At 69.2% G+C, this 25,386-nt stretch carries 21 protein-coding genes and 1 tRNA gene; 12 read left to right on the top strand and 10 right to left on the bottom strand.

Features of this window, described 5'->3' with window-relative positions; translation table 11 throughout:
* Positions 1–50: 50 nt before the first annotated feature.
* The 6 genes from ACT1U9_RS09130 to ACT1U9_RS09105 form a co-directional block, all read right to left on the bottom strand.
* Positions 51–1,805, bottom strand: a complete 1,755-nt coding sequence (locus ACT1U9_RS09130) for an MFS transporter (RefSeq protein ID WP_444537844.1) — start codon at positions 1,803–1,805, stop codon at positions 51–53.
* Between the two features lie 509 nt (positions 1,806–2,314).
* Complete coding sequence (locus ACT1U9_RS09125; protein ID WP_444537843.1) at positions 2,315–2,764, bottom strand: cupin domain-containing protein; 450 nt, start codon at positions 2,762–2,764, stop codon at positions 2,315–2,317.
* 505 nt (positions 2,765–3,269) lie between these two features.
* A complete protein-coding gene (locus ACT1U9_RS09120; protein WP_444537842.1) occupies positions 3,270–4,484 on the bottom strand; it encodes an FAD-dependent oxidoreductase in 1,215 nt (404 codons plus the stop codon).
* Positions 4,485–4,589: 105 nt separating this feature from the next.
* On the bottom strand, positions 4,590–5,045 hold the full coding sequence (locus ACT1U9_RS09115; protein WP_444537841.1) for a carboxymuconolactone decarboxylase family protein: 456 nt from the start codon (positions 5,043–5,045) through the stop codon (positions 4,590–4,592).
* A gap of 81 nt (positions 5,046–5,126) precedes the next feature.
* On the bottom strand, positions 5,127–7,124 hold the full coding sequence (locus ACT1U9_RS09110) for an APC family permease (protein ID WP_444539050.1): 1,998 nt from the start codon (positions 7,122–7,124) through the stop codon (positions 5,127–5,129).
* Positions 7,125–7,260: 136 nt separating this feature from the next.
* Positions 7,261–7,851 (bottom strand): hypothetical protein, encoded by a 591-nt coding sequence (locus tag ACT1U9_RS09105; protein WP_444537840.1) that lies wholly within the window; start codon positions 7,849–7,851, stop codon positions 7,261–7,263.
* 256 nt (positions 7,852–8,107) lie between these two features.
* Here ACT1U9_RS09105 and ACT1U9_RS09100 point away from each other — a divergent pair, with 256 nt between their 5' ends.
* Positions 8,108–9,691 (top strand): hypothetical protein, encoded by a 1,584-nt coding sequence (locus ACT1U9_RS09100; protein ID WP_444537839.1) that lies wholly within the window; start codon positions 8,108–8,110, stop codon positions 9,689–9,691.
* A gap of 28 nt (positions 9,692–9,719) precedes the next feature.
* Here the strand turns inward: ACT1U9_RS09100 and kdpB (ACT1U9_RS09095) are convergent, their stop codons facing one another.
* Positions 9,720–11,891 carry a potassium-transporting ATPase subunit KdpB gene (gene kdpB / locus ACT1U9_RS09095; RefSeq protein WP_444537838.1) on the bottom strand — a complete coding sequence of 724 codons (2,172 nt, stop codon included), beginning with the start codon at positions 11,889–11,891 and terminating at the stop codon, positions 9,720–9,722.
* Between the two features lie 531 nt (positions 11,892–12,422).
* Between kdpB (ACT1U9_RS09095) and kdpF the strand changes: the two genes are divergently transcribed.
* The 8 genes from kdpF to ACT1U9_RS09055 all read left to right on the top strand — a co-directional run bounded on the left by kdpF (position 12,423) and on the right by ACT1U9_RS09055 (position 19,569).
* Positions 12,423–12,512 carry a K(+)-transporting ATPase subunit F gene (kdpF, locus tag ACT1U9_RS09090; protein ID WP_242330691.1) on the top strand — a complete coding sequence of 30 codons (90 nt, stop codon included), beginning with the start codon at positions 12,423–12,425 and terminating at the stop codon, positions 12,510–12,512.
* Positions 12,513–12,520: 8 nt separating this feature from the next.
* Positions 12,521–14,185: a potassium-transporting ATPase subunit KdpA gene (gene kdpA / locus ACT1U9_RS09085; protein ID WP_444536180.1), complete on the top strand. Its 1,665-nt coding sequence runs from the start codon at positions 12,521–12,523 to the stop codon at positions 14,183–14,185.
* Between the two features lie 41 nt (positions 14,186–14,226).
* Entirely contained in the window at positions 14,227–16,329 is a 2,103-nt protein-coding gene (kdpB, locus tag ACT1U9_RS09080) for a potassium-transporting ATPase subunit KdpB (RefSeq protein ID WP_444539049.1), read from the top strand.
* A gap of 6 nt (positions 16,330–16,335) precedes the next feature.
* On the top strand, positions 16,336–17,010 hold the full coding sequence (locus tag ACT1U9_RS09075; RefSeq protein ID WP_444537837.1) for a potassium-transporting ATPase subunit C: 675 nt from the start codon (positions 16,336–16,338) through the stop codon (positions 17,008–17,010).
* Positions 17,011–17,076: 66 nt separating this feature from the next.
* Positions 17,077–17,781 (top strand): response regulator, encoded by a 705-nt coding sequence (locus ACT1U9_RS09070; protein ID WP_444537836.1) that lies wholly within the window; start codon positions 17,077–17,079, stop codon positions 17,779–17,781.
* Between the two features lie 88 nt (positions 17,782–17,869).
* Entirely contained in the window at positions 17,870–17,944 is a 75-nt protein-coding gene (locus ACT1U9_RS09065) for a 50S ribosomal protein bL37 (protein WP_389224404.1), read from the top strand.
* A 213-nt stretch (positions 17,945–18,157) separates the two neighbouring features.
* Positions 18,158–18,997, top strand: a complete 840-nt coding sequence (locus ACT1U9_RS09060; RefSeq protein WP_444537835.1) for a nuclease-related domain-containing protein — start codon at positions 18,158–18,160, stop codon at positions 18,995–18,997.
* 107 nt (positions 18,998–19,104) lie between these two features.
* Positions 19,105–19,569, top strand: a complete 465-nt coding sequence (locus ACT1U9_RS09055) for a nucleoside deaminase (protein ID WP_444537834.1) — start codon at positions 19,105–19,107, stop codon at positions 19,567–19,569.
* A gap of 30 nt (positions 19,570–19,599) precedes the next feature.
* Here the strand turns inward: ACT1U9_RS09055 and ACT1U9_RS09050 are convergent, their stop codons facing one another.
* Positions 19,600–20,067, bottom strand: coding sequence for a hypothetical protein (locus ACT1U9_RS09050; RefSeq protein ID WP_444537833.1), 468 nt, complete (start codon positions 20,065–20,067; stop codon positions 19,600–19,602).
* 633 nt (positions 20,068–20,700) lie between these two features.
* Here ACT1U9_RS09050 and ACT1U9_RS09045 point away from each other — a divergent pair.
* Positions 20,701–20,910 carry a hypothetical protein gene (locus ACT1U9_RS09045; protein ID WP_444537832.1) on the top strand — a complete coding sequence of 70 codons (210 nt, stop codon included), beginning with the start codon at positions 20,701–20,703 and terminating at the stop codon, positions 20,908–20,910.
* Positions 20,911–21,341: 431 nt separating this feature from the next.
* Here ACT1U9_RS09045 and ACT1U9_RS09040 read toward each other — a convergent pair whose 3' ends face one another.
* Positions 21,342–21,872 carry a hypothetical protein gene (locus tag ACT1U9_RS09040; protein WP_444537831.1) on the bottom strand — a complete coding sequence of 177 codons (531 nt, stop codon included), beginning with the start codon at positions 21,870–21,872 and terminating at the stop codon, positions 21,342–21,344.
* On the opposite strand from ACT1U9_RS09040, the gene ACT1U9_RS09035 reads away from it, so the two are divergent.
* Complete coding sequence (locus ACT1U9_RS09035) at positions 21,838–23,637, top strand: FG-GAP-like repeat-containing protein (protein WP_444537830.1); 1,800 nt, start codon at positions 21,838–21,840, stop codon at positions 23,635–23,637. The two genes, ACT1U9_RS09040 and ACT1U9_RS09035, sit on opposite strands and share 35 nt — an antisense overlap.
* A gap of 859 nt (positions 23,638–24,496) precedes the next feature.
* On the opposite strand, the gene ACT1U9_RS09030 is transcribed toward ACT1U9_RS09035, so the two are convergent.
* Positions 24,497–24,568: transfer RNA gene (locus ACT1U9_RS09030), tRNA-Arg, on the bottom strand.
* A 158-nt stretch (positions 24,569–24,726) separates the two neighbouring features.
* Here ACT1U9_RS09030 and ACT1U9_RS09025 point away from each other — a divergent pair.
* Positions 24,727–25,173 (top strand): response regulator, encoded by a 447-nt coding sequence (locus ACT1U9_RS09025; RefSeq protein ID WP_188275756.1) that lies wholly within the window; start codon positions 24,727–24,729, stop codon positions 25,171–25,173.
* Positions 25,174–25,386 lie beyond the last annotated feature (213 nt).

Below are 25,386 nucleotides of genomic sequence, written 5' to 3'. Positions count from 1 at the left end.
CCGGCGTACGCCTACGGGGAGTTCGGGGTCATACGGTCAGCGCCGGGGCGTCACACCCCTCGGGCGACCGGCTCGCCCAGCGCTTCGAGCTCCGCGTCCAGGTCGCGCGCGTGCACCTCGCGGGGCAGCGCGAACATGCCGAGCGCCACCAGGATCAGGATGCCGATGCCGTACCAGAGGCTGAGGTCGAAGCTCTTGACGAAGTTGTGGCTCACGGCCTTCTGGCCCTGCGCCGTCAGGATCGGCTGGACCTTGTCGGCGCCCTGCACCGAGGAGGGCAGACAGCTGGCCGGGACCTTCGTCGGGTCCGACTCGGCCGAGCGGTCGTGCACACAGGCCCGGAAGCCCTTGACGATGTCGTCGACGCCGTTCGCCGGGACGCCCGCGGTGACCAGCTCCTGGCGCAGCGCCGGAGTGACCTTGTCGACGCCGTGGTCGGAGTCGCTGGCCAGGTGGCCGAAGAAGAGCACACCGACCAGCGCGACCCCGAGTGCCATGCCGACCTGCTGGGTGGTGCCGAGCAGACCGGAGGCCGAACCCGCGTCCTTGACCGGGACCTTGGTGAGGATCGCGTCGATCATCGGCGCCACCACCAGACCGAAGCCGAAGCCGGTGACGACCAGCGGCGCGATCATCTGCCAGGACGGGATGCCCGGGCCGTAGTGGTGGGCGACGAAGATGTACGCGCCGAAGCCCGCCGCGTTCAGGAGCGCGCCGCCGATCAGCGTCCAGCGCCCGATGCGCGGGGTGAACACCTCGACCGCGAGGCCGGAACCGGCGGCCGCGCCGACGGCGAAGGCTGCGCCCGTCAGACCGGCGCGCATCGGCGACCAGCCCAGACCCAGCTGCATGTACAGCGTCCACACCAGGAAGAAGCCGCCGAGCGCGATCCAGAACAGCGTCCACACCAGCATGCCCGCGGTGAACGCGCGCTCCTTGAACAGGCTGAGCACGACCAGCGGCGAGCCCACGGTCCGGGTGCGGTACCGCTCGAAGACGGCGAGCAGGGCGAACACCACGACCGAGCCGCCCATCAGGACGTACGTCCAGGCGGGCCAGCCAAGGGTGCGGCCCTCGGCGAGCGGATAGACCAGCATCAGGATGCCGGTCGTCGCGATCACCACGCCGATGGGGTCCAGCTTGGGCGCGGCCGCCGACTTCGACTCCCCGACGAAGAACCAGGCCGCGATCAACGCGGCGACGCCGACCGGGATGTTGACCAGGAAGATCGGGCGCCAGTGCAGGTCGGCGATGTTCGCGTCGACCAGCACACCGCCGACGATCAGGCCGGCCACGGACGCGGAGCCGAGCACACCGCCCCAGATGCCGAGCACCTTGCCGCGCTCCTCGGTCGGGAACGTGACATGGATGATCGCGAGGATCTGCGGGACCATCAGTCCGGCCATGGTGCCCTGGAAGAAGCGGGCGCCGATGAGCATGCCGGGGCCGCTGGCCACACCGCAGAGCGTCGAGGCGATGGTGAAGCCCGCGACGCCGATCAGGAACATCTTCTTACGGCCGAAGATGTCACCGAGGCGCCCGCCGGTGATCAGCAGGGCCGCGAAGCCGAGCACATAGCCGGCCACGACCCATTCGATCTGGGTGTAGTCCGCGTGCAGGTCCTTCTGGATGCTCGGGATGACGACGTTGACGATCGTCACGTCGAGCATGTCCATGAACCCGGCGACCAGAACGATGATGAGTGCGAGCCAGCGGCGCGGGTCGAGCGTCGGCGCTTCGCCGTGCGCCGCCCCCGCGTGGCTGCCGCCGGGCAGATCGGCTCCGGCGTGCGTGTCGTGAGTCATGGCGTGTCTACCTCTGGCCGATCGTGGTGACCGAGGCCGTCCCAGCCCGGTCGTGACGGATGGAGCGTGAAGGGGTGAGTGCCAGTGCCATCGTGCTGTTCTCCTCGCCATGGAAGGCAGGAAAAATTCGCGTCACAAACATGACGACGCAGGGTGTGGCGGTGTGACTTCTCGCAGGTCACACGCCGTATCCGCGGGTCACACCAGGGGCCCGTGACAGCGGGTCCCACGGCTGCCGGTCCGGCCGGACAGACCGCCGCCCCGCGAGACCGGTAGGGGGATCTCGCAGGGCGGGGGCGCGGCGGGCGGGGGACACGTGAAAGCGCCCTCCCGCACAGGGTGATGAGCCGAGCGGGTACGCGACACCCCGGCTCGGCAAGGCACTCACACGCTCCGGCGACCTGAGTGGCCCAAGCGAAGTGTTGGGTTCCAGCGGCCCGAGTGGTCCAACTGACCTAAGTGGCCTGACTGGTGGATACGTCCTAAGTGGCCGACGCTGCCTAAGTCGTTCAAGCGACCGGCTGCTCGGTGTACTCGGCGAGCAGGCGCTGGGCGATCGCGTCGGCCTCACCGGCCGGGACGAGAACGCCCTCGGGGGTCAGCCGCATCGGCTCGCTGCCCGCCATCCGCCAGTCGAACTTCGCGGCCAGCTCGAACAGGTCGGACTGGATCAGCGGCCCGCCCTTCTCGTGCTCGGCCGCGAGCGCGGTCGGGTGGTACAGCTCGTAACCGCCGGGCAGGTGCAGCGTGAGGAAGTGGCAGCTGCCGGAGAGGGTGGTGGACCAGGTGTGCTCGGTGCCCTTGGAGATGTGCGCCATCGAGCCGGGGCCGAGCTTGGTCACCTCGCCGTCGATGTACATGAGCAAGGAGCCTTCGAGGACGTAGTACGTCTCGTCGGACTCGGCATGCGTGTGCAGCGGCGGTCCGGGCGTCGCGGCGGCTATCTCGCCCTCCACCATGGCGGCAGTACCACCTGTCGCGCCACTCGGCAGGACGATTTCAAACCCGCGGCGGCCGGCAGGACGGTCCTCGGGTCGGATGATGGTCGTCATGAAACCCTCTCTGGCTGGATTTCTTATCAAGTGGTTACGGGTTTAGCACGAGGCGGCGGGTACGGGTCAAGCAGCGCTCAACTTGCCCGTCATACGCGGCTCAAGCGGCACTCCGGCACCTAATGCCGCGCTGTGCCGCCCTCTACCAGGGCTCCGTGCGAGCGCGGGATTTCCGCAGTTGGACACTTGTGGAGAGCAGTTGTTGTGCGGTCAACGAAATTGCCCGGGTGAAGCGGGGTGAAGCGTGGTGGAGAAAGACACGCGGTTGCTATTCGTGGCCGAATTCACCGGGTGTCGTCGCTGAGATTTCACGATATGCGCGGGACACAGCGGCCGAGATGTATCGGTGGATACGACGAAGGGCGCGAGCAAGCGCTCTCGGCGCCCGCTCCCGCCCTTCGCGGCCATGCGTTCAGCTCCGCCCGGGGGTCCGTACGTGCTCCGGGCGCGGCCCGTACCCGATCATCCGGGCGATCAGCCTGCCCACCGGCGTCACCCGGTCCGCGACCGCGAGCACCCTCGGCGGCCGCGACTCTCGCGTCCCGTCCAGCGTCGGCGCGATGAGCTGGTTCTGGAGCAGGATCTGCATCCGCTGGATGGCGATGGTCGGCGGCAGCCGGCGCCTCTGCACGGCCGCCAGATGCCCGGTGCCGAGCGTGCCCCGCCGCAGCGGTTCGGCCAGCAGGTTGGCGGTGGCCACCGCGTCCTGGACGGCGACGTTGATCCCGAACCCGCCGACCGGCGACATCGCGTGCGCGGCGTCGCCGATGAACAGCAGCCCCGGCCGGTACCAGCGCCGCAGCCGCTCCACCCGGACCTCCAGCATCCGGGCGTCCGAGAACTCGATCTTGTCCGGCCGGTCGCCCATCCACGGCAGCAGCGCCCGCACGCTCGCCCGCAGCGCGTCGATGCCCTCGGCCTTCAGCTGGGCGTACCTCCCCTTGGGGATGACATAGGCGAACTGCCAATAGTCTTCCCGGCAGATGCCGATGAGCAGACCCTGGGCGCCGAGGCGGATGAACGTGTCCGGCGGGTCGCTCTCCTCGCGCGGGATGCGGAACCACAGGTCGTCCATCGGCGCCCCGAACCCCCGCGGGACAAGACCGGCCGGGGCGCGCAGCGCCGAGTCACGGCCGTCGGCGGCCACCGTGAGCACCGCTCTCATCTGGTGCTCGCCGTCGGCGTCCCGGTAGCGCACCCCCGCTGCCCGGTCGCCCTCGCGGATCAGACCGTGCGCCTGAGCGCCCATCTTGAGACGGAAGTGGGGGTACTTGGCCGCCTCCTCGGCGAGCAGGCTGAGGAAGTCCCACTGCGGGACGAACGCGATGTACGGATACGCGCCGGACAGCAGCCGCTGGTCGGCGACGAGTACGTCGCGGGTGTCGGTGACCATGTTGATCCCCGGCGTGGTGCGGTGCGGTAGTGCCAAGAAGCGCTCCACCAGGCCGAGTTCGGCCATCACGTCCAGGGTGGAGGGGTGGATCGTGTCGCCGCGGAAGTCCCGCAGGAAGTCCTGGTGCTTCTCCAGGACGGTCACTTCGATGCCGGCCCGGGCCAGCAGCAGCCCCAGCATCGTGCCGGCCGGCCCACCGCCGACGATGCAGCAGGTGGTTGTCTCGGTTGCCATGTCGTGCCACCTCGGCGTTGCGCGGTGAATACGTACGTGATCGAGGACTGTGCAGGACGGATCGTCAGTTGCCTTGCACAGAAAGGGAGTTGGTCGATCCCCAGTTCACCACGTCTGGCCGCCCTGCTGCTTCGTCGCCGCGTTGAGGCGGTTGTAGAAGTTGCTGACCGCGATCCACAGGACGAGGGCCGCGAGCGGCTGCTCGTCGTAGTGCGCCGTGGCCTCGGCCCATACGTCGTCGGGGACCGGCTCGGCGCGGTCGTTGAGGCGGGTGACCGACTCGGTGAGGGCGAGCGCGGCCCGCTCGGCGTCGGTGAAGTAGGGCATCTCGCGCCACGCGGCCACCGCGAGCAGCCGCTCCGCGCTCTCGCCGCCCTTCATCGCGTACCGGGTGCCGGAGTCCACGCAGGCGCTGCACGCGTTGATCTGGCTGGCCCGCAGGTGCACGAGGTGCATGGTGGTGGCGGGTACGCCGGCGCTGTGCGTGGCCTTCGTCAGCTCGCGAATGGCTTCCATCGCCCCCGGGACGAGCGTCGCCGGGCTCGGCATCCTTGCTTCCATGACGGTTCTCCTGGCTGCCACTCGCGTCGTGGCTTTGGTTCCACTGTCATGGGGCTGACGGAACCGGACACAAAAGTGTGACTAACGCATGGTCCGGCCGAGCGTGTCGGCGCCGGGGGCGCCGCCTGTCGACGGCTCCCCGCGCCTCACCGAACCCGGCGCTCGCGGTGCCGGATGGTCCGCTCGGGCTGCCGACGTGAGCTGCCAGGGGACGCTGGTCACCATCACGCCCGGGGTGAACAGCAGGCGGCTCTTGAGCCACAACGCCGACTGGTTGTGGAGCAGGTTCTCCCACCAGTGGCCCACCACGTACTCGGGGATGAAGACCGCGACCACATCGCGCGGGCTGTCGCGCCGCATCGAGCGTACGTATTCGACGACCGGCCGGGTGATCTCGCGGTACGGCGACGCGAGCACCTTCAGGGGCACGCTGACGTCGAGGTCCTGCCAGCGGCGCTGGAGGTCGTCGGTGGCGGGCTTGTCGACGGCGACGGTGAGCGCCTCCAGCCGGTCCGGCTTGAAGGCGCGCGCGTACGCCAGGGCGCGCAGGGTCGGCTTGTGGACCGTCGAGACCAGGACCACCGCCAACACCCGGGAGGGTGGGGTCAGTTGCTCGCGCGGGTCCTCCACCGCGAGCTCGGCCGACGTCGCGTCGTAGTGGCGCCGGATGCCGCGCATCATCACCCACAGCGCGAGCGCCGCGACCACCGCGAGCCAGGCGCCCTGGGTGAACTTGGTGATCAGGACGATCACCAGGACCAGGCCGGTGACGACCGCGCCCAGCGCGTTGACCACCCGCGCCGACTGGTGGCGGCGGCGCGCGGCCGGGTCGGGCTCGGTGCGCAGGGCGCGGTTCCAGTGCCGGACCATGCCGAGCTGGGAGAGCGTGAAGGAGGTGAACACCCCGAGGATGTAGAGGTGGATGAGGCCGGTGACGTCCGCCTTGTACGCCCACAGGAGCGCGCCCGCGACGACCGCGAGGGCCAGGATGCCGTTGGAGAAGGCCAGCCGGTCGCCCCGGTTGTGCAGCTGGCGGGGAAGGTAGCGGTGCTGGGCCAGGATCGAGGAGAGCAGCGGGAAGCCGTTGAAGGCGGTGTTCGCGGCGAGGATCAGGACCAGCGCGGTGACGGTCTGGAGGAAGTAGAAGCCGAGGCTGTGGTCGCCGCCGAAGACGGACGAGGCGAGCTGGGCGATCACGGTCTTCTGGGTGAAGGTGTCGCAGCTGCCGTCGATCCCGGTCAACTGGCAGGAGTCCTCGGTGATGTGGACCTTCGCCACGATCGCGAGCGCGGTGACGCCGACGAACATCACGACCGCGAGGACGCCCATCGCCGCCATGGTCCCGGCCGCGTTCTTCGCCTTGGGCTTGCGGAACGCGGGCACGCCGTTGGATATCGCCTCGACGCCCGTCAGCGCCGTACAGCCGCTGGAGAACGCGCGCAGCACCAGCATGACCAGGGCCATTCCGGCGAGGTGCTGGTCGCCGGGCTCGGCGTGGATGCCGTACGCGGCGGACTCGGCGACCGGCGCGTCACCGAGTAGGTACCGGATCAGACCGGTCGCGACCATGATGATCACGCCGCCGATGAACAGATAGGTGGGCGCGGCGAAGGCGCGGCCGGACTCGCGCACCCCGCGCAGGTTCATCGCGGTCAGGATCGCCACGAAGCCGAGCGCCAGCAGCACGCGGTACGGGTTGAGCGCGGGCACCGCCGAGATGATGTTGTCGACGCCCGAGGCGACGGAGACGGCCACCGTCATCACGTAGTCGACGAGCAGGGACGCGGCCACCACGAGGCCGGCCGACGGTCCGAGGTTGCGTGACACCACCTCGTACGAGCCGCCGCCGCTCGGGTACGCGTGCACGACCTGGCGGTAGGAGAGCACCACGACCGCCATCAGCGCGACGACCGCCGCCGCGATCCACGGCGTGAAGTGGAGATAGGCGAGCCCGCCCAGGGTCAGGACGAGCAGGATCTCCTGGGTCGCGTACGCCACCGAGGAGAGCGGGTCGGAGGCGAAGATCGGCAGGGCGAGCCGCTTGGACAGCAGGGTCTCGCCCAGCTCCTCGCTGCGCATCGCCCGGCCGATCACGAGACGCTTGAGGACACCAGTCACGTTCAGCACGCGGCGAGCGTATGAACGGCCACGGGGAGTTGGGTGTTAAGAGTCCGTCAGGATCGGCGACGCGGCAGGACGAACCACAACAAACCGGCTAGCCGAGGCCGGAGACCTTGAACACAGTGCGGGCCGTCTCGCGGTCGATCCGGGCCGAGACCTGACGCAACGCCGTCTCGCCGCAGCACAGCGTGCCGCGCGCCACGCTCGTACGGGAGCCCTCGTCCAACAAGCGCCACAGCGGCGGGTTGTTGATCAGCACCTGGGGGTCGATCTCGGTGCGGTTGCCGTCGGCGTCGCGCAGCAGCAGCCGCTGGGCGACCCCGTCCGACCAGCGCACCGACACCAGCCGGTCGGTGCGCACCACGCGGGTGCGGGTCAGCGCGCGAGAGACCAGCAGTCCCGGACCGGCCGACACCCGGGCCGGCCACAGCACCAGGAGCAGCAGTGCGGCCAGGCCCAGCCACAGCGCGGCGCGCGGGACCGTGAGGGTGCCCGCGCCCGTGTCGATCAGCAGGAGCAGTCCGAGCAGCACCGCCGCGCAGCCACCCGCCGAGCGCGCCTCACCGGCCCAGCCCGTGTCGTACGCGACCGGGCCGGTGCCGTGCACGAGGGGCGCGGGCGGCCGCGAGACGCGGGCCGACGTCCAGTGCGATCTGCGCCGTCCCATGGCTCTCATGGCTCTCATGTCTGTGACGCTAGGGACTCGGGCCGGGTCTGTCGTCGGGCGTTGACGAAGTGTTGATGGGCCGCCGGTAAGTCTTGACGGTGGCCATACGGAGCCCCTGACACCCCGTGCCGCTGACACCCCGTCAAGATGCCGTCAAGACGGGGCCCCGCGGCATCAGGAGACCGTCAACGCGGGCTGCGGGTCGAACGGTTGACCTGATGCTGGTGTTCGCACGGGATCGTACGAGCGGCCCGTGGCGAGGTGGGAGGGGCGCGTGAGTATCACCGCCGAGCAGAGCCAGGGGGCGGGGGCCCCGGTGAACGCAGGGATCCTCCCCGCGTCGGCCGTTCGTCACGGGGGGATCCCGCCGTCGCGGTCCGGAGGGGGGCCGCGTCAGGGGCAGCCGTGGCGACGGTCTTACGAGGCCGTCGCCCGGCTGGTCCGCGAGCTGCGGGCGGCCGTGCGCCGCCAGTGGTCCACGACACCGGGCCGGCTGCGGTTCATGGGAACGGGCTGCGCGCTGCTCGGGACCGGACTGCTGATCCTGCTCGTGGTCGCCGCCACCGGCGCCTCCGGCACCTGGGACGCCGTCGAGCACCGCAACGCGCCCCGCACCCTCGCCGCGACCCAGCTGGAACTGGCGCTCAACGACATGGACGCCCAGACCGCCAACATCCTGGTGTCCAGCGGCGATTCGGGCACCGGCAAGGGCCGCCTCGACCGGTCGTACACGGAGGCGAGAAAGCGGTACGAGGGCGCGCAGGAGACCATCAGCCGCTCGCTGCGCACCCTCGGCGCGGCCTCCGAGGGCGACAAGGGCACCCAGAACGCCGTGGTCGCGCTCACCGACGAGTTCGCGCACTACCAGGAGTTCGTCGGGCGGGCCCTGGAGAACGACGAGCACCCCGGCGGCAAGGACGCGGCCCGCAGCGACTACCGGACCGCGACCGACCTCCTCGCCCATGTGATGCTGCCCAACGCGAGCCGGCTCGTGGACGCCAACGACGCGGTCTACCAGGCGGACTACCGCGCGGCGCACTCCGACGTGAACGTCCGGCTGGCCGCCGGGGTCGTCCTGGGCGTGCTCCTGGTGGTCGCCCTCGTCTCCCTCCAGATCCAGCTCACCCGCCGCTTCGGGCGCGTCCTCAACCCGGGCCTGCTCGCGGCGACGCTGTGCGCGCTGGTCGCGGTCATCAGCGGGGCGCAGCTCCTTGCCACCACCTCGCACCAGCTGAAGGTGGCCCGCCACGACTCCTTCGACTCGGTGGTCGCGCTGGCCCGCTCCAAGGCACTCGGCTACGACCTCAACGCGGACGAGAGCCGTTTCCTCCTGGACCCCGGCCATCGTACGGAGTACGAGACGGGCTTCCTGGAGAAGTCACGGAAGCTGTACGGGGTGCCCGGAGAGGACGTCGGCGCGTACGGCGAACAACTGGACGCGACCTGGGCCGCGTACCACCACGACAGCACGGACAAGAGGTTCACCGGCGAGTACCGGCGCGAACTCGACAACATCACGTTCCCGGGGGAGCGGGAGGCCGCCGAGAAGACGGTCGACGCGTACGTGGTCTATCAGCAGGACGACCGCAAGTTCCGCAAGCTGGTCGCCGAGAACAAGATCCGGGAGGCCACCGAGTTCTGCGTCGGCTGGGCCCCCGACACCTCCAACGCGCACTTCGGGGCGTGGATGCAGGCCCTCGACCAGGTGACCGCGATCAACAGCGACCACCACGACCGGGCGATCGCGTCGGGCCGTGACGCGATCGCGGTCCTGGCCCCGACGGCCGGGACGGGGCTTGTGCTGATGGCGGGCCTGGTGGCGTTCGGGCTGCGGCCCCGGCTGGCGGAGTACCGCTGAGCGTTCCGCCGGCCGGGCGGTCCGGGGCTCAGCCGAGCCCCGGAACCATCGACACCAGCAGGTCGATCAGCTTGATCCCGACGAACGGCAGGACGAGCCCGCCGAGCCCGTAGACCGCGAGGTTGCGTCGGAGCAGATCGTGCGCGGAGGCCGGGGTGTAGCGCACACCGCGCAGGGCGAGCGGGATCAGGGCGATGATGATCAGGGCGTTGAAGATGATCGCCGAGGTGATGGCGGACGTCGGGCTGTGCAGGCCCATCACATTGAGGTGGTCGAGTCCGGGATAGGCGGAGGCGAACATCGCGGGGATGATCGCGAAGTACTTGGCCACGTCGTTGGTGATGGAGAACGTGGTCAGCGCGCCCCGGGTGATGAGGAGTTGCTTGCCGATCTCGACGATCTCGATGAGCTTGGTCGGGTTGGAGTCGAGGTCGACCATGTTCCCGGCTTCCTTGGCGGCCGAGGTGCCGGTGTTCATCGCCACGCCGACGTCCGCCTGAGCGAGCGCGGGTGCGTCGTTGGTGCCGTCGCCGGTCATCGCGACCAGCTTGCCGCCCGCCTGCTCCTTCTGGATGAGGGCGAGTTTGTCCTCCGGAGTGGCCTCGGCCAAGTAGTCGTCCACGCCCGCCTCCTGGGCGATCGCGCGGGCGGTCAGCGGGTTGTCGCCGGTGATCATGACCGTACGGATGCCCATGCGCCGCAGCTCCGCGAACCGCTCGGCGATGCCGTCCTTGACCACGTCCTTGAGGTGGATCACCCCGAGCACCCTCGGCCCGTACCCGTCGTGCACACCCACGAGCAGCGGGGTGCCGCCCGAGGCCGAGATGGCGTCCGCGAACCGCCGTGCCTCGACGGGGACTTGGCCCCCGTACATCTCCACCCAGTCCACGACCTGGGCGGCGGCGCCCTTGCGGATGTGGGAGACGGCCCCGTTCTCCCAGCGCAGATCGACCCCGCTCATCCGGGTCTGCGCGCTGAACTCCACGAACCGGGCGCCCTGGAGCTCCCCCTCGGCCGGCTCGCGCAGCCCGTACCGCTCCTTGGCGAGGACGACGACCGAGCGGCCCTCGGGGGTCTCGTCGGCGAGCGAGGCGAGCTGGGCGGCGTCCGCGAGGTGGGCCTCCTGGATGCCGGGCAGCGGGACGAAGGCGCAGGCCTCGCGGTTGCCGAGGGTGATGGTGCCGGTCTTGTCGAGCAGCAGTGTGTTGACGTCACCGGCGGCTTCAACGGCCCGGCCGGACATGGCGAGCACGTTCCGCTGCACGAGCCGGTCCATGCCCGCGATGCCGATCGCCGAGAGCAGCGCGCCGATCGTCGTCGGGATCAGGGTCACCAGGAGCGCCACCAGCACGGTCGTGGACTGGGCGGCGTGCGCGTACTCGGCCATCGGCTGCACCGCGACCACCACGAGCACGAAGATGATGGTGAGTGCGGCGAGCAGGATGTTCAGCGCGATCTCGTTCGGCGTCTTCTGCCGGGACGCGCCCTCCACCAGCGCGATCATCCGGTCGAGGAAGCTGTGGCCGGGCCGTGAGGTGACCCGGACGACGATCCGGTCGGACAGCACGGTCGTGCCGCCCGTCACGCCCGAGCGATCGCCGCCCGACTCGCGGATGACGGGCGCGGACTCCCCGGTGACGGCCGATTCGTCGACGGCCGCGACGCCGTCGACGACATCCCCGTCCGCCGGGATCAGCTCGCCCGCCTCGACCAGTACGAAGTCGAAGGGCTTGAGGTCGGTGGCGGCGACCGCCTCGGTGCGGGCGTGCCGCAGATCCGTGCCGACCCGCCAGTTGTCGCGCAGCCGCAGTGCCACCGTGTCCGTCCGGGCCCGCCGCAGCGACTCGGCCTGCGCCTTGCCCCGCCCCTCGGCCACGGCCTCGGCGAGGTTCGCGAAGACCACGGTCAGCCAGAGCCAGACCCCGATCACCCAGGTGAAGACGGACGGGTGGACGAGCGCGGAGAGCGTGGTCAGCGCGGCCCCGATGGCGACGACGAAGAGCACGGGCGTACGCACCAGGGCACGCGGATGCAGTTTGCGCAGGGCGTCGGGGAACGCCTTGAGGAGCTGTACGGGTTCGAAGAGGCCCCCGGGGCGGCGACGGCCCGCACGCGCGGGCCGGGGGCCCTGCGGGCCTCGGGGCGGGAGACCGGTCGGGGCCTGGGCGGGCGGGGCCTGCTGGGGAGCGGCGGGAGACATCGAGGAAGCCCTTCGGGGGCGGGGGAGTTCCGGGGCGGCGGTCTCGGGGCCGCACGGGAGCCGGGTCGGCGCCTGGGCCCCGGCGCCGACCCGGCCGGGTGGGACGCGGGGCGGGGAGGCGCTGCCGCGTACTTCCGGAAGGTAGATCCATGCAGGTGCCACGCAGGGCCGTTTTGACGCCCTTCTGACGGCCTGCTGACGGCGCTCTGGCGGCCTTTCCGCGCGGCCTCGCGGCGGTTTTCCGGTGGCTTCGCGGAAGCTCTCCCGCGGTCGAATCCGGGTGGCCGACCGGTATTGGCCGGGACCCGCGTATGAAAGGCGTCAAGGACATGGCGGTGGCCGTAAGGGGGCCGTCAACGGAACGTGCGGGGGCCGCCTGGAGAGGTTTGCTCTACAGGTCCGCTCGTTTCGTGGCTCGTTTTCGGGCCTCTTCCAGTTTCAGGAGCTTGCGATGGCCGACGTGGCCTTCGTCGTCACCACGATCGCGGTTTTCGCGTTGGTGGCGCTCATCGCCAAGGGGGTGGCAAAGCTGTGACTGCCGAGAACATTGTCGGTCTGATCGTGGCCGTCGCCCTGCTGGGTTACCTCGTCCTCGCCCTCGTCAAGCCGGAGAGGTTCTGAGCCCCGCTATGTCTCCCGTTCTTTCCGGTGTGCTCCAGTTCGCCGCGCTCGCGGTGGCGCTGGGCCTGTCCTACCGTCCGCTGGGCGACTACATGGCCCGGGTCTACTCCTCCGACAGGCATCTGCGGGTCGAGAAGTGGATCTACAAGGCGGTGGGTGCCAACCCGAACACCGAGATGCGCTGGCCCGCGTATCTGCGCGGTGTCCTCGCCTTCTCGGCGGTCAGCGTCCTGTTCCTTTATCTGCTCCAGCGCTTGCAGGGGCATCTGCCCGGCTCGCTCGGCTTCGTCGCGATCCCGGCGGACCAGGCGTTCAACACGGCCGCCTCGTTCGTGGCGAACACGAACTGGCAGTCGTACTCGGGCGAGCAGTCCATGGGCCACGTCGTGCAGACCGGTGGCCTGGCGGTGCAGAACTTCGTGTCCGCCTCGGTCGGCATCGCGGTGGCGGTGGCCCTGGTGCGTGGTTTCGCCCGCTCGCGTACCGGTGAGCTGGGCAACTTCTGGTCGGACCTGGTGCGTGGCACGGTCCGGATCCTGCTGCCGATCTCGGTGATCGGCGCGCTGGTCCTGGTGGCGTGCGGTGCGATCCAGAACTTCTCGGGTATCCACGAGGTCGGCCAGTTCATGGGCGGCTCGCAGCAGTGGAACGGTGGCGCGGTCGCCTCCCAGGAGGCGATCAAGGAGCTGGGGACGAACGGCGGCGGTTACTTCAACGCCAACAGTGCCCATCCCTTCGAGAACCCCAACGGTCTCTCGAACCTTTTCGAGATCTTCCTGATTCTGGTGATCCCGTTCGCGCTGACGCGGACGTTCGGCCGTATGGTCGGCTCGGTCAAGCAGGGGTACGCGATCCTCGCCACCATGGTGACGATCTGGGTCGGTTTCACGGCCCTGATGATGTGGACCGAATTCGCCCACCACGGTCCGGCGTTCGACGTCGCGGGTGGTGCGATGGAGGGCAAGGAGACCCGGTTCGGCATCAGCGGTTCGTCGATCTTCTCGGTGGCCACCACGCTGACGTCCACGGGCGCGGTCAACTCCTTCCATTCCTCTTTCACCGGTTTCGGCGGCGGTCTTCAGCTTCTGGGCATGCAGCTGGGCGAGATCGCGCCCGGCGGTACGGGTTCCGGTCTGTACGGCATGCTGATCATGGCGATCATCGCGGTGTTCATCGCGGGTCTGATGGTGGGGCGTACGCCGGAGTACCTGGGCAAGAAGATCGGCACCCGTGAGATCAAGTTCGCGGCCTGCTACATCCTGATCACCCCGGCGCTCGTCCTGACGTTCACGGCGATCGCGATGGCGATGCCGTCCACGCGGGACTCGATGGCCAACTCCGGTGCGCACGGCTTCTCCGAGGTGCTGTACGCGTACACCTCGGGTGCCAACAACAACGGCTCGGCCTTCGCGGGTCTGAACGCGAACACCGAGTGGTTCAACACCAGCATCGGTCTGGCCATGCTGCTGGGCCGGTTCCTGCCGATGGTGTTCGTCCTGGCGCTCGCGGGTTCGCTCGCCGAGCAGAAGCCGATCCCGGAGACCGCGGGCACCCTGCGCACCAACAAGCCGCTGTTCACGGGCCTGCTGGTCGGCACGATCCTGATCGTCACCGGACTGACCTACTTCCCGGCCCTCGCGCTGGGACCGCTGGCCGAGGGGCTGGCGTCATGACCACGAATCTGAAGTCCGAGAACCCGAAGTCTGAGGACGCGATGTCCACTGCCACCCCAACCCGTGCCCCGCACAGCGACGTCCCCACCGGTCACAAGGACCAGGGGAAGGTCGGCGGCGGTCTGTTCGACCCCAAGGCGCTGGTCAAGTCGTTCCCGGACGCGATCAGGAAGCTCGACCCGCGGGTGATGGTCAAGTCCCCGGTGATGTTCGTGGTCGAGGTCGGTTCCGTGCTGACCACGATCCTGGCGATCAAGCACCCGGGCGACTGGTTCGGCTGGGCGATCGCGGGCTGGCTGTGGCTGACCACGATCTTCGCCAACCTCGCGGAGGCGGTCGCGGAGGGCCGGGGCAAGGCGCAGGCCGACACCCTGCGCAAGGCCAAGACGGACACCGTCGCGCGCCGTCTGTCCAAGGACGGTAAGAGCGAGGAGCAGGTCCCGGGCACCGAGCTGAAGATCGGTGACCTGGTCGTCTGTGAAGCCGGGGACATCATCCCGGGTGACGGTGACGTGGTCGAGGGTGTCGCTTCGGTCGACGAGTCGGCGATCACCGGTGAGTCTGCTCCCGTGATCCGGGAGTCGGGCGGTGACCGCAGTGCGGTGACCGGTGGTACGAAGGTGCTGTCCGACCGGGTCGTCATCAAGATCACGACGAAGCCGGGCGAGACGTTCATCGACCGGATGATCAACCTGGTCGAGGGCGCGGCCCGTCAGAAGACGCCGAACGAGATCGCGCTCAACATCCTGCTGGCGTCGCTCACCATCGTGTTCCTGCTGGCGGTGGTCACGCTCCAGCCGTTCGCGAAGTACGCGAACGCGGAGCAGTCGATGATCGTGCTGGCCGCGCTCCTCGTCTGCCTGATCCCGACCACGATCGGCGCACTGCTCTCGGCGATCGGCATCGCGGGCATGGACCGCCTGGTGCAGCGCAACGTGCTCGCCATGTCCGGCAGGGCAGTCGAGGCGGCGGGTGACGTATCGACGCTGCTGCTCGACAAGACCGGCACCATCACCCTCGGCAACCGTCAGGCCGCCGAGTTCGTGCCCGTACGCGGTACGACGGCGGCCGAACTCGCCGACGCCGCCCAGCTCTCCTCGCTCGCCGACGAGACCCCCGAGGGCCGCTCGATCGTCGTCCTCGCCAAGGAGAAGTACGGGCTGCGCGAGCGCCACCAGGGCGAGCTGACCGGCGCCGAGTGGATCGCCTTCACCGCCCAGACCCGCATGTCGGGCGTGGACGTCGACGGGCGCAAGGTCCGCAAGGGCGCGACCGGTTCGGTCGTGGCCTGGGTCAAGGAGCGCGGCGGCGAGGTCTCGGCCGAGGCGCAGCAGCTGACCGACACCATCTCGCAGGCGGGCGGCACCCCGCTGCTCGTCGCCGCCGAGGACGCCGACGGCGCCCGGGTCCTGGGGGTCATCCACCTCAAGGACGTGGTGAAGGAGGGTATGCGGGAGCGGTTCGACGAGCTGCGCCGGATGGGCATCAAGACGGTCATGATCACGGGTGACAACCCGCTGACCGCGAAGGCCATCGCCGAGGAGGCGGGCGTCGACGACTTCCTCGCGGAGGCGACGCCCGAGGACAAGATGGCGCTGATCAAGCGCGAGCAGGCGGGCGGCAAGCTGGTCGCGATGACCGGCGACGGCACCAACGACGCCCCCGCACTGGCCCAGGCCGATGTCGGCGTGGCGATGAACACGGGCACGTCGGCCGCGAAGGAGGCCGGCAACATGGTCGACCTCGACTCCAACCCGACCAAGCTCATCGAGATCGTCGAGATCGGCAAGCAACTCCTCATCACCCGGGGCGCGCTGACCACGTTCTCGATCGCCAACGACGTCGCGAAGTACTTCGCGATCATCCCGGCGATGTTCGCGGTGGTCTACCCGGGCCTGGACAAGCTCAACGTCATGGACCTGTCCAGCCCCAAGTCCGCGATCCTCTCCGCCGTCATCTTCAACGCGCTGATCATCATCGCGCTCGTCCCGCTCGCCCTGAAGGGCGTGCAGTACAAGCCCACCAGCGCCGACAAGATGCTGCGCCGCAACCTGGGCATCTACGGCCTGGGCGGCCTGATCGCCCCCTTCATCGGCATCAAGATCATCGACCTGCTCATCTCCCTCATCCCCGGAATCGGCTGACCTGCCATGAACAACTCGGTAACCAACACCGGCCGTCTGCTGTGGGCGGGCCTGCGGGCGCTGATCGTCCTGACGATCGTCTGCGGCGTCATCTACCCGCTCGCCGTGACCGGTATCGCCCAGCTCGCCTTCAACGACAAGGCGAATGGCTCGGAGATCAAGTCCGGCGGGAAGGTGGTCGGTTCGGAACTGATCGGGCAGACTTACAACCTCCCGAAGAAGAACCCGAACGACGCCGAAGAGGCCGCCCGCCCGGACCTCCACTGGTTCCAGCCGCGCCCCTCCAACGGCCTCGGCGCGAACACCCTCAACACCCAGTACCAGCTGATCATCTCCGGCGCCACCAACCTCTCCGGCGACAACGACAAGCTGATCCAGCAGGTCAAGGACGCCAAGGCGGCGGTGGTCAAGGACAACTCGACGGCCACGTACAAGGTGGACCCGTCCGACGTCCCCGCCGAAGCAGTCACCTCGTCCGGCTCGGGCCTGGACCCGGACATCTCCCCGGACTACGCCAAGCTCCAGGTCCACCGCGTCGCCGAGGTCAACCACCTCGACGTCAAGCAGGTGGAGAAGCTGGTGGCGGACAACACCACGGGCCGCATCCTCGGCTTCATCGGTGAACCCCGCGTCAACGTCCTCAAGTTGAACATCGCGCTGAAGTCCCTGGTCGCGAAGTGACGGTGTGACGGTGGCGGCTTTACGGGTACGGCTACGGATCGCGAGCGAAGGAAAGGCGGCACACCGATGACCCGGGTGCTGGTGGTGGAGGACGAACCACAGCTCGTACGGGCACTGGAGATCAACCTCCGAGCGCGCAAGTACGACGTCGACGCGGCGGGGGACGGCGCGACCGCGCTGAGCCTGGCGGCCCAGCACCCGCCGGACGCGGTCCTGCTCGACCTGGGCCTGCCGGACATGGACGGCATCCAGGTCATGCGGACGCTCCGCCGCTGGTCACGGGCCCCGATCCTGGTGGTGTCGGCCCGTAACACCTCCGACGAGAAGGTCGAGGCGCTGGACGCGGGCGCGGACGACTACATCACCAAGCCGTTCAGCATGAACGAGCTCCTGGCGCGGTTGCGGGCGGCGACCCGTCGTACGGACGGACCGAAGGGGGGGTCTTCCGCGGAGGCGACGGGGGCGGAGTCGGGTCTGGTGCGGACCGGGGGGTTCACGCTCGACCTGCTGGCGAAGAAGGCGACGCGTGACGGCGCCGCCATCCGCCTCACCCCCACGGAATGGCACCTCCTGGAGGTCCTGATCCGCAACCGGGGCCGCCTGGTCACCCAGCGGCAGCTGCTCCAGGAGGTCTGGGGTCCGACCTACCGGACGCAGAGCAACTATCTGCGGGTGTACATGGCCCAGTTGAGACGGAAACTGGAGGTGGATCCGTCGCATCCGAGGTATCTGGTGACGGCGCCGGGGATGGGGTACAGGTTCGAGGGGTGAGGCCGCCGCGATGCGGGGTGGGAGGACCGCTCCTAGACTGACGGTGACGATATGTCCCTGTTGGTGACGGATAAGGGAGATGCGGTCCATGTCGAAGCGAGGCAACAAGCGGCGCGCGCGGAAGAAGAAGAACGCGAACCACGGGAAGCGCCCGAACACCTGAAACCCGTGCCCCAGGAGCACCGCGGACGTCTTGCGGGCTCCGGCCCCGGCTGCTGCCATGGTGATGGCGTCGGCCGGGGCTTTGTGCGTCGGGGACGGTGTGCGGTCGGGACGGTGTGCGGTCGGAGCCGATTGTTGGTCGGGGCCGGCTGGTGGTCGGTGCTGGTTTGCGGTCGGGGACGTTTATGGTCGGGGGCCGGAGCTGGGGGCTCACGTGGGCGATCTGCGTATCACGGCATGGCAGCGGTACGGGCACGACCGGCTCTATGTGAACCTGCGCGACGGTACGGCCGTGGCGTATCTGGACCGTACGACGGGCCGGCTCACGGTGGTGCGCCCGGAGTACCGCGTCGCCGCGAACGAGGCGCTGGCGGGGTATGTGGCCGCGCTCCCGTCCGCGAGACCGCCGTGCCGGCCGCTGCCCGCGCTGGACGCGGGCGAGGACCTGGCCCTTCGCCGCCCCGGCGCGGCCCTGCGAGCCAAACTCGTACGGGAGGGCCCCGGCCCACTGCGCCGGGCCACCGACCGCCTGCTGCGCCGCGACTCCCCCTGGGACTCCTGGCGCAAGGGCCTGGCGGGGGAGCAGCGAGTGGGCCGTGAGCTGCGCCGATTACGGTCGGTGGCGCCGGGCTGGCACGTCCTGCACTCGATCACTTTGCCCCGAGGCGTAGACATAGACCACCTACTCCTCGGCCCGGGCGGGGTGTTCAGCATCAACACCAAGCACCACGACGGCAGGACGGTCTGGGTCGGCGACGACGTCGTCAAGGTCGACCACGGCAGACCGCAGCCGTACGTCCGCAAAAGCCGCTCCGAGGCACGGCGCGTGCGGCGGGTCCTGGAGGGCTACTGCGACTTCGACGTCCCGGTGACCCCGGTCCTGGTCTTCGTCGGCGTACGCCGCCTGGACCGCGCGGTCACCCAACTCGACGTACGCGTCTACCGCGAACGCGATCTGGCGGCCCTCGCCCCGACGGGCGGCGTGTTCAGCGGGGCGCAGGTGGAGAGGTTGTACGAGGTCGCGCGGAGGGGGAGTGTGTGGGGGGAGGCGTGACGGGTTTTCTTTGGCGAGCAGGTCCCCAATGTGCGGACGCGTGACCCGTTTTCTTCAGGCGGAGGCGTGCGCCGTTTTCTTCCGTCGCCAGGCCCACAATGTGGCGCATGGATCTGGAGTCGGCACGCACCCTGCTCGCCACGGCACTGGAAGAGGCCCGGGCGGGCCGGGCCGAGGGCGGCATCCCCATTGGAGCGGCGCTCTTCGACGAGAGCGGTGCTCTCCTCGGCCGCGGCCACAACCGCCGCGTACAGGACGGCGACCCGTCCACCCACGCCGAAACGGCAGCGTTCCGCGCGGCGGGCCGCCAACCGTCGTACCGCGGCACGACGATGGTGACGACCCTGGCCCCCTGCTGGTACTGCAGCGGCCTGGTCCGCCAGTTCGGCATCTCGCGCGTGGTGATCGGCGAGGCCCGGACGTTCCGGGGCGGGGAGGAGTGGCTGGCCGAGCATGGGGTGGAGATCGTGGTGGTCGACGACGCGGAATGCCGGGGGCTGATGCGGGAGTTCATCGCGGCGGAGCCGGGGGTGTGGTTCGAGGACATCGGGGAGAGGTCGGGGGACGGGTGATCCGGGCTCCTAGCCGGCATGGGCGGGCGACTATTGGACGTCGCGGGAAGCCAGGCCGATGAAGTGGTGCAAGGCTTCCCTGGCGGCATCGCCATGGTCCCGTAGCTCGTGCTTGGTCGACGCGTCGTGCAGCCGAGCGGCCGTCTCGAAGGCGTCGCGCGCGGCTTCGACAAGCGCGGGAGAACTGGCTATGAGCCGGACACGGAACAGCTCGTGCTGGGCAACTCCCTTGACCCGATACGACTCCTGGCGCGCCTCCCCGGCTGCCGCACCGTCCGGATCCTCGTTCCTGCGGTGCCAGCGGTCGTACTGCCTGGAGCGATACTCCGTCACCGCCCCGGCAAAGTCGCTGTACACGGCCATCCGCTCCGAACGAAGCTGCTGCCGATGAGCGAAGCTCTCGTTCCGGTCGGCCGATTTACGCTGAAACAGATAAGCCACAGCAGAGCCCAACAACGTGCCCAGCACGGCGATCAGAGTCGAGGCAGCACCATCCATGGGGGTCAGGAGATCACATGGGGTCGGGGGGCGCGGGGGAGCTCCCGAATCTGCGGCGACGAGTAGCCCGGGTGCCTGTTCGGCAGCCACTGACTAGCGGGAACAGTGGTCGTGATCGCCAATGATCTCCGCTATGGCGCTGCGCCGAGCCACGTCCATCCGCACACCCAAGAAGAGACCTCCTGAGCCTCCTTGGTGGCCACGTCGGCCTGTGCGCCCGCCTGCTTGGCCTGCTCAAGCAGCTGCTGCAGGGCGGAGCCGTCAGCGGATACGGGGGATGCCCCGAGGAAGCCGGAGAGCAGGGCGGCGGGGATCAGTGTCGCGCAGGTGTTACGCGACGTTTGGCTCTGTGGCGGCCGGGACTTGCGGAATGCGGCACTCCTTTGGAGTGCAGTGGCCAATTCATATTCGTTCCCCTCCAGTTGACGCACTTCTGTGGCGCGTCAACGAGGCGGCAACCGCCCTTCCGGGCAGGCGCCGCACACAACCGGAGGAAGAAATTCCGATTTTCGGCAGACCGCTCAAACGGAAACCGCAAGGTAGATGTGTCGCAACAGACCTCAAGTAAAGAGCGCTTGGGGCTGCGATACATGATTCTTACATATGCTTTACTTGCCTTCATATCGTGGGCACATGGTGTCCCTCTCATCGATCGGAAGTACCCGTGGGGACAACTCCTGCTCGGAAGACCGTAGTTACCGGCGCACCGCAGGCGACTTCACCGGCGACGGCAAGTCCGACCTGATCGCCCGCACCGCCAGCGGCGACCTGCGCTTGTGGCCCGGCAACGGCAACGGCAACGGCAACGGCACCTTCGGCGGCGCCACCGCACCCGGGCAATAGCACCCGTACCAGCCGATCAGTGCCCTGATCGATGCATAGCAGGGGTGTCCGTGTGTCTCACGGACACCCCTCACGGCTCTGGCACGTCAGCCGCAGCGAGCCGTACAGCCAGCCACCCGGCCACTCGCGAGAGCCATGCCTCCGAAACCGGAGATCATCAGGCTCCTGCCTGCAGGCCGGGTGTGGTGCGGACGTCCCCCTCCGGACCGGAGGCACGCGCCTCGCTCGGGCATACGGTCTGGCCGCGAGGCCTGACCGGCTGCCCGGTGCTGCTCCGTCGAGCAAAAGCCGGCCTGTGCGCCGGGTACCGGGCTCTGCCTCGCGGTGGCTCCGATGCCCTTGGCACCGTCCCGGCCGCACCACGCATGCGCACCTTCGCGTCGCAGCGGCTCCCGCACCGACTCGCCAGGCCACCCATCCGTGCCCTGGCGTCACCAGTGCTTGTCACCTGCCTCAACCCGCACCAAAGGAGACCTGTTCATGGGCACCCATCGCAAACCCCGGGACCGGCGCAGCACACGCGTGCGCGCGGCGGTGCTGGGCATCCACACCGCTGGAATGTCCACCGCGCTGTTGGCCTTCGGCGTGCCCAGCCAGGCAGCCGAGCAGCCTTCACCCGCGGGGCCGTCGGCACCCGACGCGCAGCCTTCACCCGAGGAGTCGTCCGCGGCCGACGCGCAGCCTTCACACACGGGGCCGTCCGCGGCCACCGCGCAGCCCTCACCCGTGAGATCCTCCGCGGCCGCCGAGCAGCGTTCACCCGCTAGATCGCCCGCGGCCGCCGCGCAGCCCTCACCTGCGAGATCGTCCGCGGCCGCCGCGCAGTCCTCCAGTGGGCCGTGGACCCGGACCTGGGGCACGGCCCTTGCGACCGCGGCCCCCGCCGCCGAGTCGAAGGTGACCGGAGGGCAGACGATCCGCATGGTGGTGCACACCAGCATCGCCGGCAGCACCGCACGCATCCACCTGGCCAACACCTTCAGCAAAGAGCCTGTGACCATCGGGCACGCCACGATCGCCCGCCAGGACCACGGAGCCACCGCCCAAGGCACTCCTGTCTCCCTGACGTTCAACGGTGCCCGCCAGACCGAGATCCCGCCGGGCGCCGGCATCGACAGCGATCCGGCGGCGTTCCCCGTCGAGGCCGACGAGAACCTGCTGGTCACCCTCTACCTGCCCAAGCCGGTCGCGGCGGCTCCCTACCACGAGTACACCCTGACGACGTCCTACGCCTCGGCGCCGGGAGACACCGCTGACCGTGCCGCGGCCAGCAGCGGTACGAGCTTTCCCGCACGCTTCGGGAACTGGGCCTTCCTCAGCGGACTGGACGTCACCGCCAGCGCCGGCAGCGGCACCATCGTGGCCATCGGTGACTCGCAGACCGACGGCGGCCACACCACCCCCGACACCAACCAGCGATGGACCAACGACTACAGCCGCGCCCTGCAGAGAACCGCGCACCCCAGCGGCATCGTCAACGTCGGGATCTCCGGCAACCGGCTCCTCACCGACAGCACCGGAACCCGTGCCTTCTACGGGCCTTCACTGCTCAACCGGTTCGACCGTGACGCCCTGGCCCAGCCAGGCGTCCGACGGGTCATCATCTACGCCGGCGTCAACGACATCCTCTACGACCACGCCACCAGCCAGGCCCTCATCCAGGGCATCCGCGACCTCGCCCAGCGTGCACACGCCGCAGGGCTCACGGTGACCGTCGCCACCATCCCCCCGTTCAGGGGCAATCCCGACTACACCGCGGCCAAGGAACAGACCCGCCAGGAGTTCAACGACTACATCCGCACCACCCAGGACATCGACAGCTACGCCGATTTCGACCAGGCCACCCGTGACCCCCTGGATCCCACACGCCTGTTCGCCGGCTACTACACCCGCGGCGACGACCGCCTCCACCTCAACGACAACGGCAACCAGGCCATGGCCAACACCCTGGCTCCCGCCCCTGCCACCCGCCCCGCCCCCCACTACACCCAGACCAGAGCAGCCGACTTCGACCGCGACGGCACCGCGGACCTCCTCGCCCGTGACGGCCGCGGCAACCTCTACCTCTGGCCCGGCAATCAGGACATCGACGCCCCGGGGCACGGCGACGGCACCTTCGGCGGCCGCCGTCTGCTGACCGACGGCTGGAACTTCACCCAGACCACAACCGGCGACTTCAACGCCGACGGCAAAATCGACCTCATCGCCCAGGACTCCGCCAAGAACCTCTACTTGTGGGCGGGTCGGGGCAACGGCACCTTCCAGCGCCCCCGCCTCCTGACCGATGGCTGGAATTTCACCCAGACGACTGCGGGCGACTTCAACGGCGACGGCAAGACCGACCTCATCGCCAAAGACAGCCGAGGCAACCTCTACTTGTGGGCGGGTCGGGGCAATGGCACCTTCCAGCGCCCCCGCCTCCTGACCGATGGCTGGAATTTCACCCAGACGACTGCGGGCGACTTCAACGGCGACGGCAAAATCGACCTCGTCGCCCAGGACAGCCGAGGCGACCTCTCCATCTGGAAGGGCAAGGGAGACGGCACATTCCGTGCCAAGGAACTCCTCAGCCGCAATTGGGCCAATACGCAGACCACCGCGGGAGCCTTCCACGGACCAGGCCGTGACTACCTCATCGCCCGCAGCGACTCCACCGGCGACCTCAACGAGTGGACCACCACGGCCCCGCAGCTCACCGACCCCCTCCGAATCACCGACGGCTGGTAAGGGCAACTTGATGGTCGGAGTTCTTCTCCCCTACCTCAAAGACCCCTTCCACGTCGCCCAAACCCTCGGGCCCTGCCGAGCGGTATAGCCGTGGCATGCCGGGCAGCGGCGCTGCCCGGGAAACGGCACTCCTGACCGGATAACCCTGGCGAGGCTGCGGCATGCCGGCCGCTCTTCCCCTCCGACGGCAGGGGGTGTCCGTGTGCCCGCACACGGACACCCCCTGCCCTGTCGCCACCGCAGCCTGCCGCACACACCACCACGTACAAGGAACCGATGGCGCCCTCCCGCCCGCGTTGGTACCGGGGGAACACACACATCCGCGGGACGGTGATGCTGGCGACAGAACTGTCGGCCGCATTGTTCGCCGTTGACATATCCGGCCAGGCAGCCGTGCAAGCACCGCCGGCGTGGTCAGCTGTGGCGGCGACCAAGCCCTCCGAGACCCAGTGGACCCGGACCTGGGGCACGGCCCTGGGCACAGCGGCCCCCGCCGCCGAGGCGAAGGTCACCGGACGGCAGACTGTCCGCATGGTGGTGCACACCAGCATCGCCGGCAGCACCGCCCGCATCCACCTGGCCAACACCTTCAGCAAAGAGCCCGTGACGACCCGGCCTGGAGGAACGTCTCGACCGCGTGAGCCCCGGAGAAATCCGGGGCTTTCGTCGTATGCAGACGCGTGCGCTCGGAGGCCCGAAAGCCGCCCCTGAACTGCGCCGAAACCCTCCAACATCATCACGCTATTACAACGTGATCACTGTCACGCAGCCGCTTCCGGTGGCATCTACCCGCACACGCAAAAAGACCCCGCACCCAGCGAACTCGCTGGCGGCGGGGTCTTAGGCACCTACTAACAGGTGCCCCCGGCAGGATTCGAACCTGCGCACACGGCTCCGGAGGCCGTTGCTCTATCCCCTGAGCTACGGGGGCGTTCACCGCGCTTGGCGGCGACGGGTAGAACCCTACCAGCTCCTGCGGGGTGGCTGTGAACAGGTATTTCGGGTGGTCGGCGGGGGCGGGGTCCCCCGCAGGGGGCGGAAGTGGGGAAAACCCGGACGCGGCGACGGTCGCGGACCTAACCTCAAGATGTGTCAGGCGTGTCCGGCCGGGTGCTTGTTGTCGACGACAACAAGGTCATCCGGCAGCTGATCAGGGTCAACCTTGAGCTGGAGGGCTTCGAGGTCGTGACCGCGGCCGATGGTGCCGAGTGTCTGGAAGTGGTGCATCGGGTCTGTCCTGATGTGATCACTCTGGACGTCGTGATGCCGCGGCTCGACGGGCTGCGTACGGCCGCACGGCTGCGGTCGGATCCGCGTACGAGCCGGTTGCCGCTCGCGATCGTCAGTGCGTGTACGCAGTACGAGGTCGAGACCGGGCTCGCGGCCGGCGTCGACGCGTTCCTGGCCAAGCCCTTCGAGCCGGCCGAGCTGGTCAAGGTCGTACGACAGCTGATGCATCGGGAGGCTCCGCCGTCTCCCGACGGCAACAGGCAGCCCGGCCGAGCCGGTCGCGCGGCCGGCACCTCCAGAGGATGAGACAGCTCCCGAGGATGAGACCCGGGACGGATGAGGGCTGGGGGCTGAAGGTCTGAGTTCCCGGTCGGCCCCGGTTCGCAGTCGCCTGGCGCCCCGCCCCCGTCCCCTTATCTCTCTGTCCCGCCCCGCCCGGGCGCCGATGCCCTTGCCCGCGCGTGGTCCGGCCGCACCCACCACCGCCGGGCCCCCGTCCCCCTGCCCGCGCGGAGTCGT

The organism is Streptomyces sp. BR1 (assembly GCF_052373795.1).
In the GTDB taxonomy this organism is placed as follows: domain Bacteria; phylum Actinomycetota; class Actinomycetes; order Streptomycetales; family Streptomycetaceae; genus Streptomyces.
The sequence above is the reverse complement of the archived record's forward strand: the minus strand, read 5'-3'. Positions and strand labels throughout refer to the sequence as shown.

Bases quoted from the DNA above. Each gene is read 5' to 3' on its own strand.
- ACT1U9_RS09130 (WP_444537844.1), bottom strand. From the start codon at position 1,805: ATGACTCACGACACGCACGCCGGAGCCGATCTGCCCGGCGGCAGCCAC.
- ACT1U9_RS09125 (WP_444537843.1), bottom strand. From the start codon at position 2,764: ATGGTGGAGGGCGAGATAGCCGCCGCGACGCCCGGACCGCCGCTGCAC.
- ACT1U9_RS09120 (WP_444537842.1), bottom strand. From the start codon at position 4,484: ATGGCAACCGAGACAACCACCTGCTGCATCGTCGGCGGTGGGCCGGCC.
- ACT1U9_RS09115 (WP_444537841.1), bottom strand. From the start codon at position 5,045: ATGGAAGCAAGGATGCCGAGCCCGGCGACGCTCGTCCCGGGGGCGATG.
- ACT1U9_RS09110 (WP_444539050.1), bottom strand. From the start codon at position 7,124: ATGCGCAGCGAGGAGCTGGGCGAGACCCTGCTGTCCAAGCGGCTCGCC.
- ACT1U9_RS09105 (WP_444537840.1), bottom strand. From the start codon at position 7,851: ATGAGAGCCATGAGAGCCATGGGACGGCGCAGATCGCACTGGACGTCG.
- kdpB (WP_444537838.1), bottom strand. From the start codon at position 11,891: ATGTCTCCCGCCGCTCCCCAGCAGGCCCCGCCCGCCCAGGCCCCGACC.
- kdpA (WP_444536180.1), top strand. From the start codon at position 12,521: ATGTCTCCCGTTCTTTCCGGTGTGCTCCAGTTCGCCGCGCTCGCGGTG.
- kdpB (WP_444539049.1), top strand. From the start codon at position 14,227: ATGTCCACTGCCACCCCAACCCGTGCCCCGCACAGCGACGTCCCCACC.
- ACT1U9_RS09075 (WP_444537837.1), top strand. From the start codon at position 16,336: ATGAACAACTCGGTAACCAACACCGGCCGTCTGCTGTGGGCGGGCCTG.
- ACT1U9_RS09070 (WP_444537836.1), top strand. From the start codon at position 17,077: ATGACCCGGGTGCTGGTGGTGGAGGACGAACCACAGCTCGTACGGGCA.
- ACT1U9_RS09055 (WP_444537834.1), top strand. From the start codon at position 19,105: ATGGATCTGGAGTCGGCACGCACCCTGCTCGCCACGGCACTGGAAGAG.
- ACT1U9_RS09050 (WP_444537833.1), bottom strand. From the start codon at position 20,067: ATGGATGGTGCTGCCTCGACTCTGATCGCCGTGCTGGGCACGTTGTTG.
- ACT1U9_RS09045 (WP_444537832.1), top strand. From the start codon at position 20,701: ATGGTGTCCCTCTCATCGATCGGAAGTACCCGTGGGGACAACTCCTGC.
- ACT1U9_RS09040 (WP_444537831.1), bottom strand. From the start codon at position 21,872: ATGCGTGCGGTGCTGCCGGCGATGCTGGTGTGCACCACCATGCGGATC.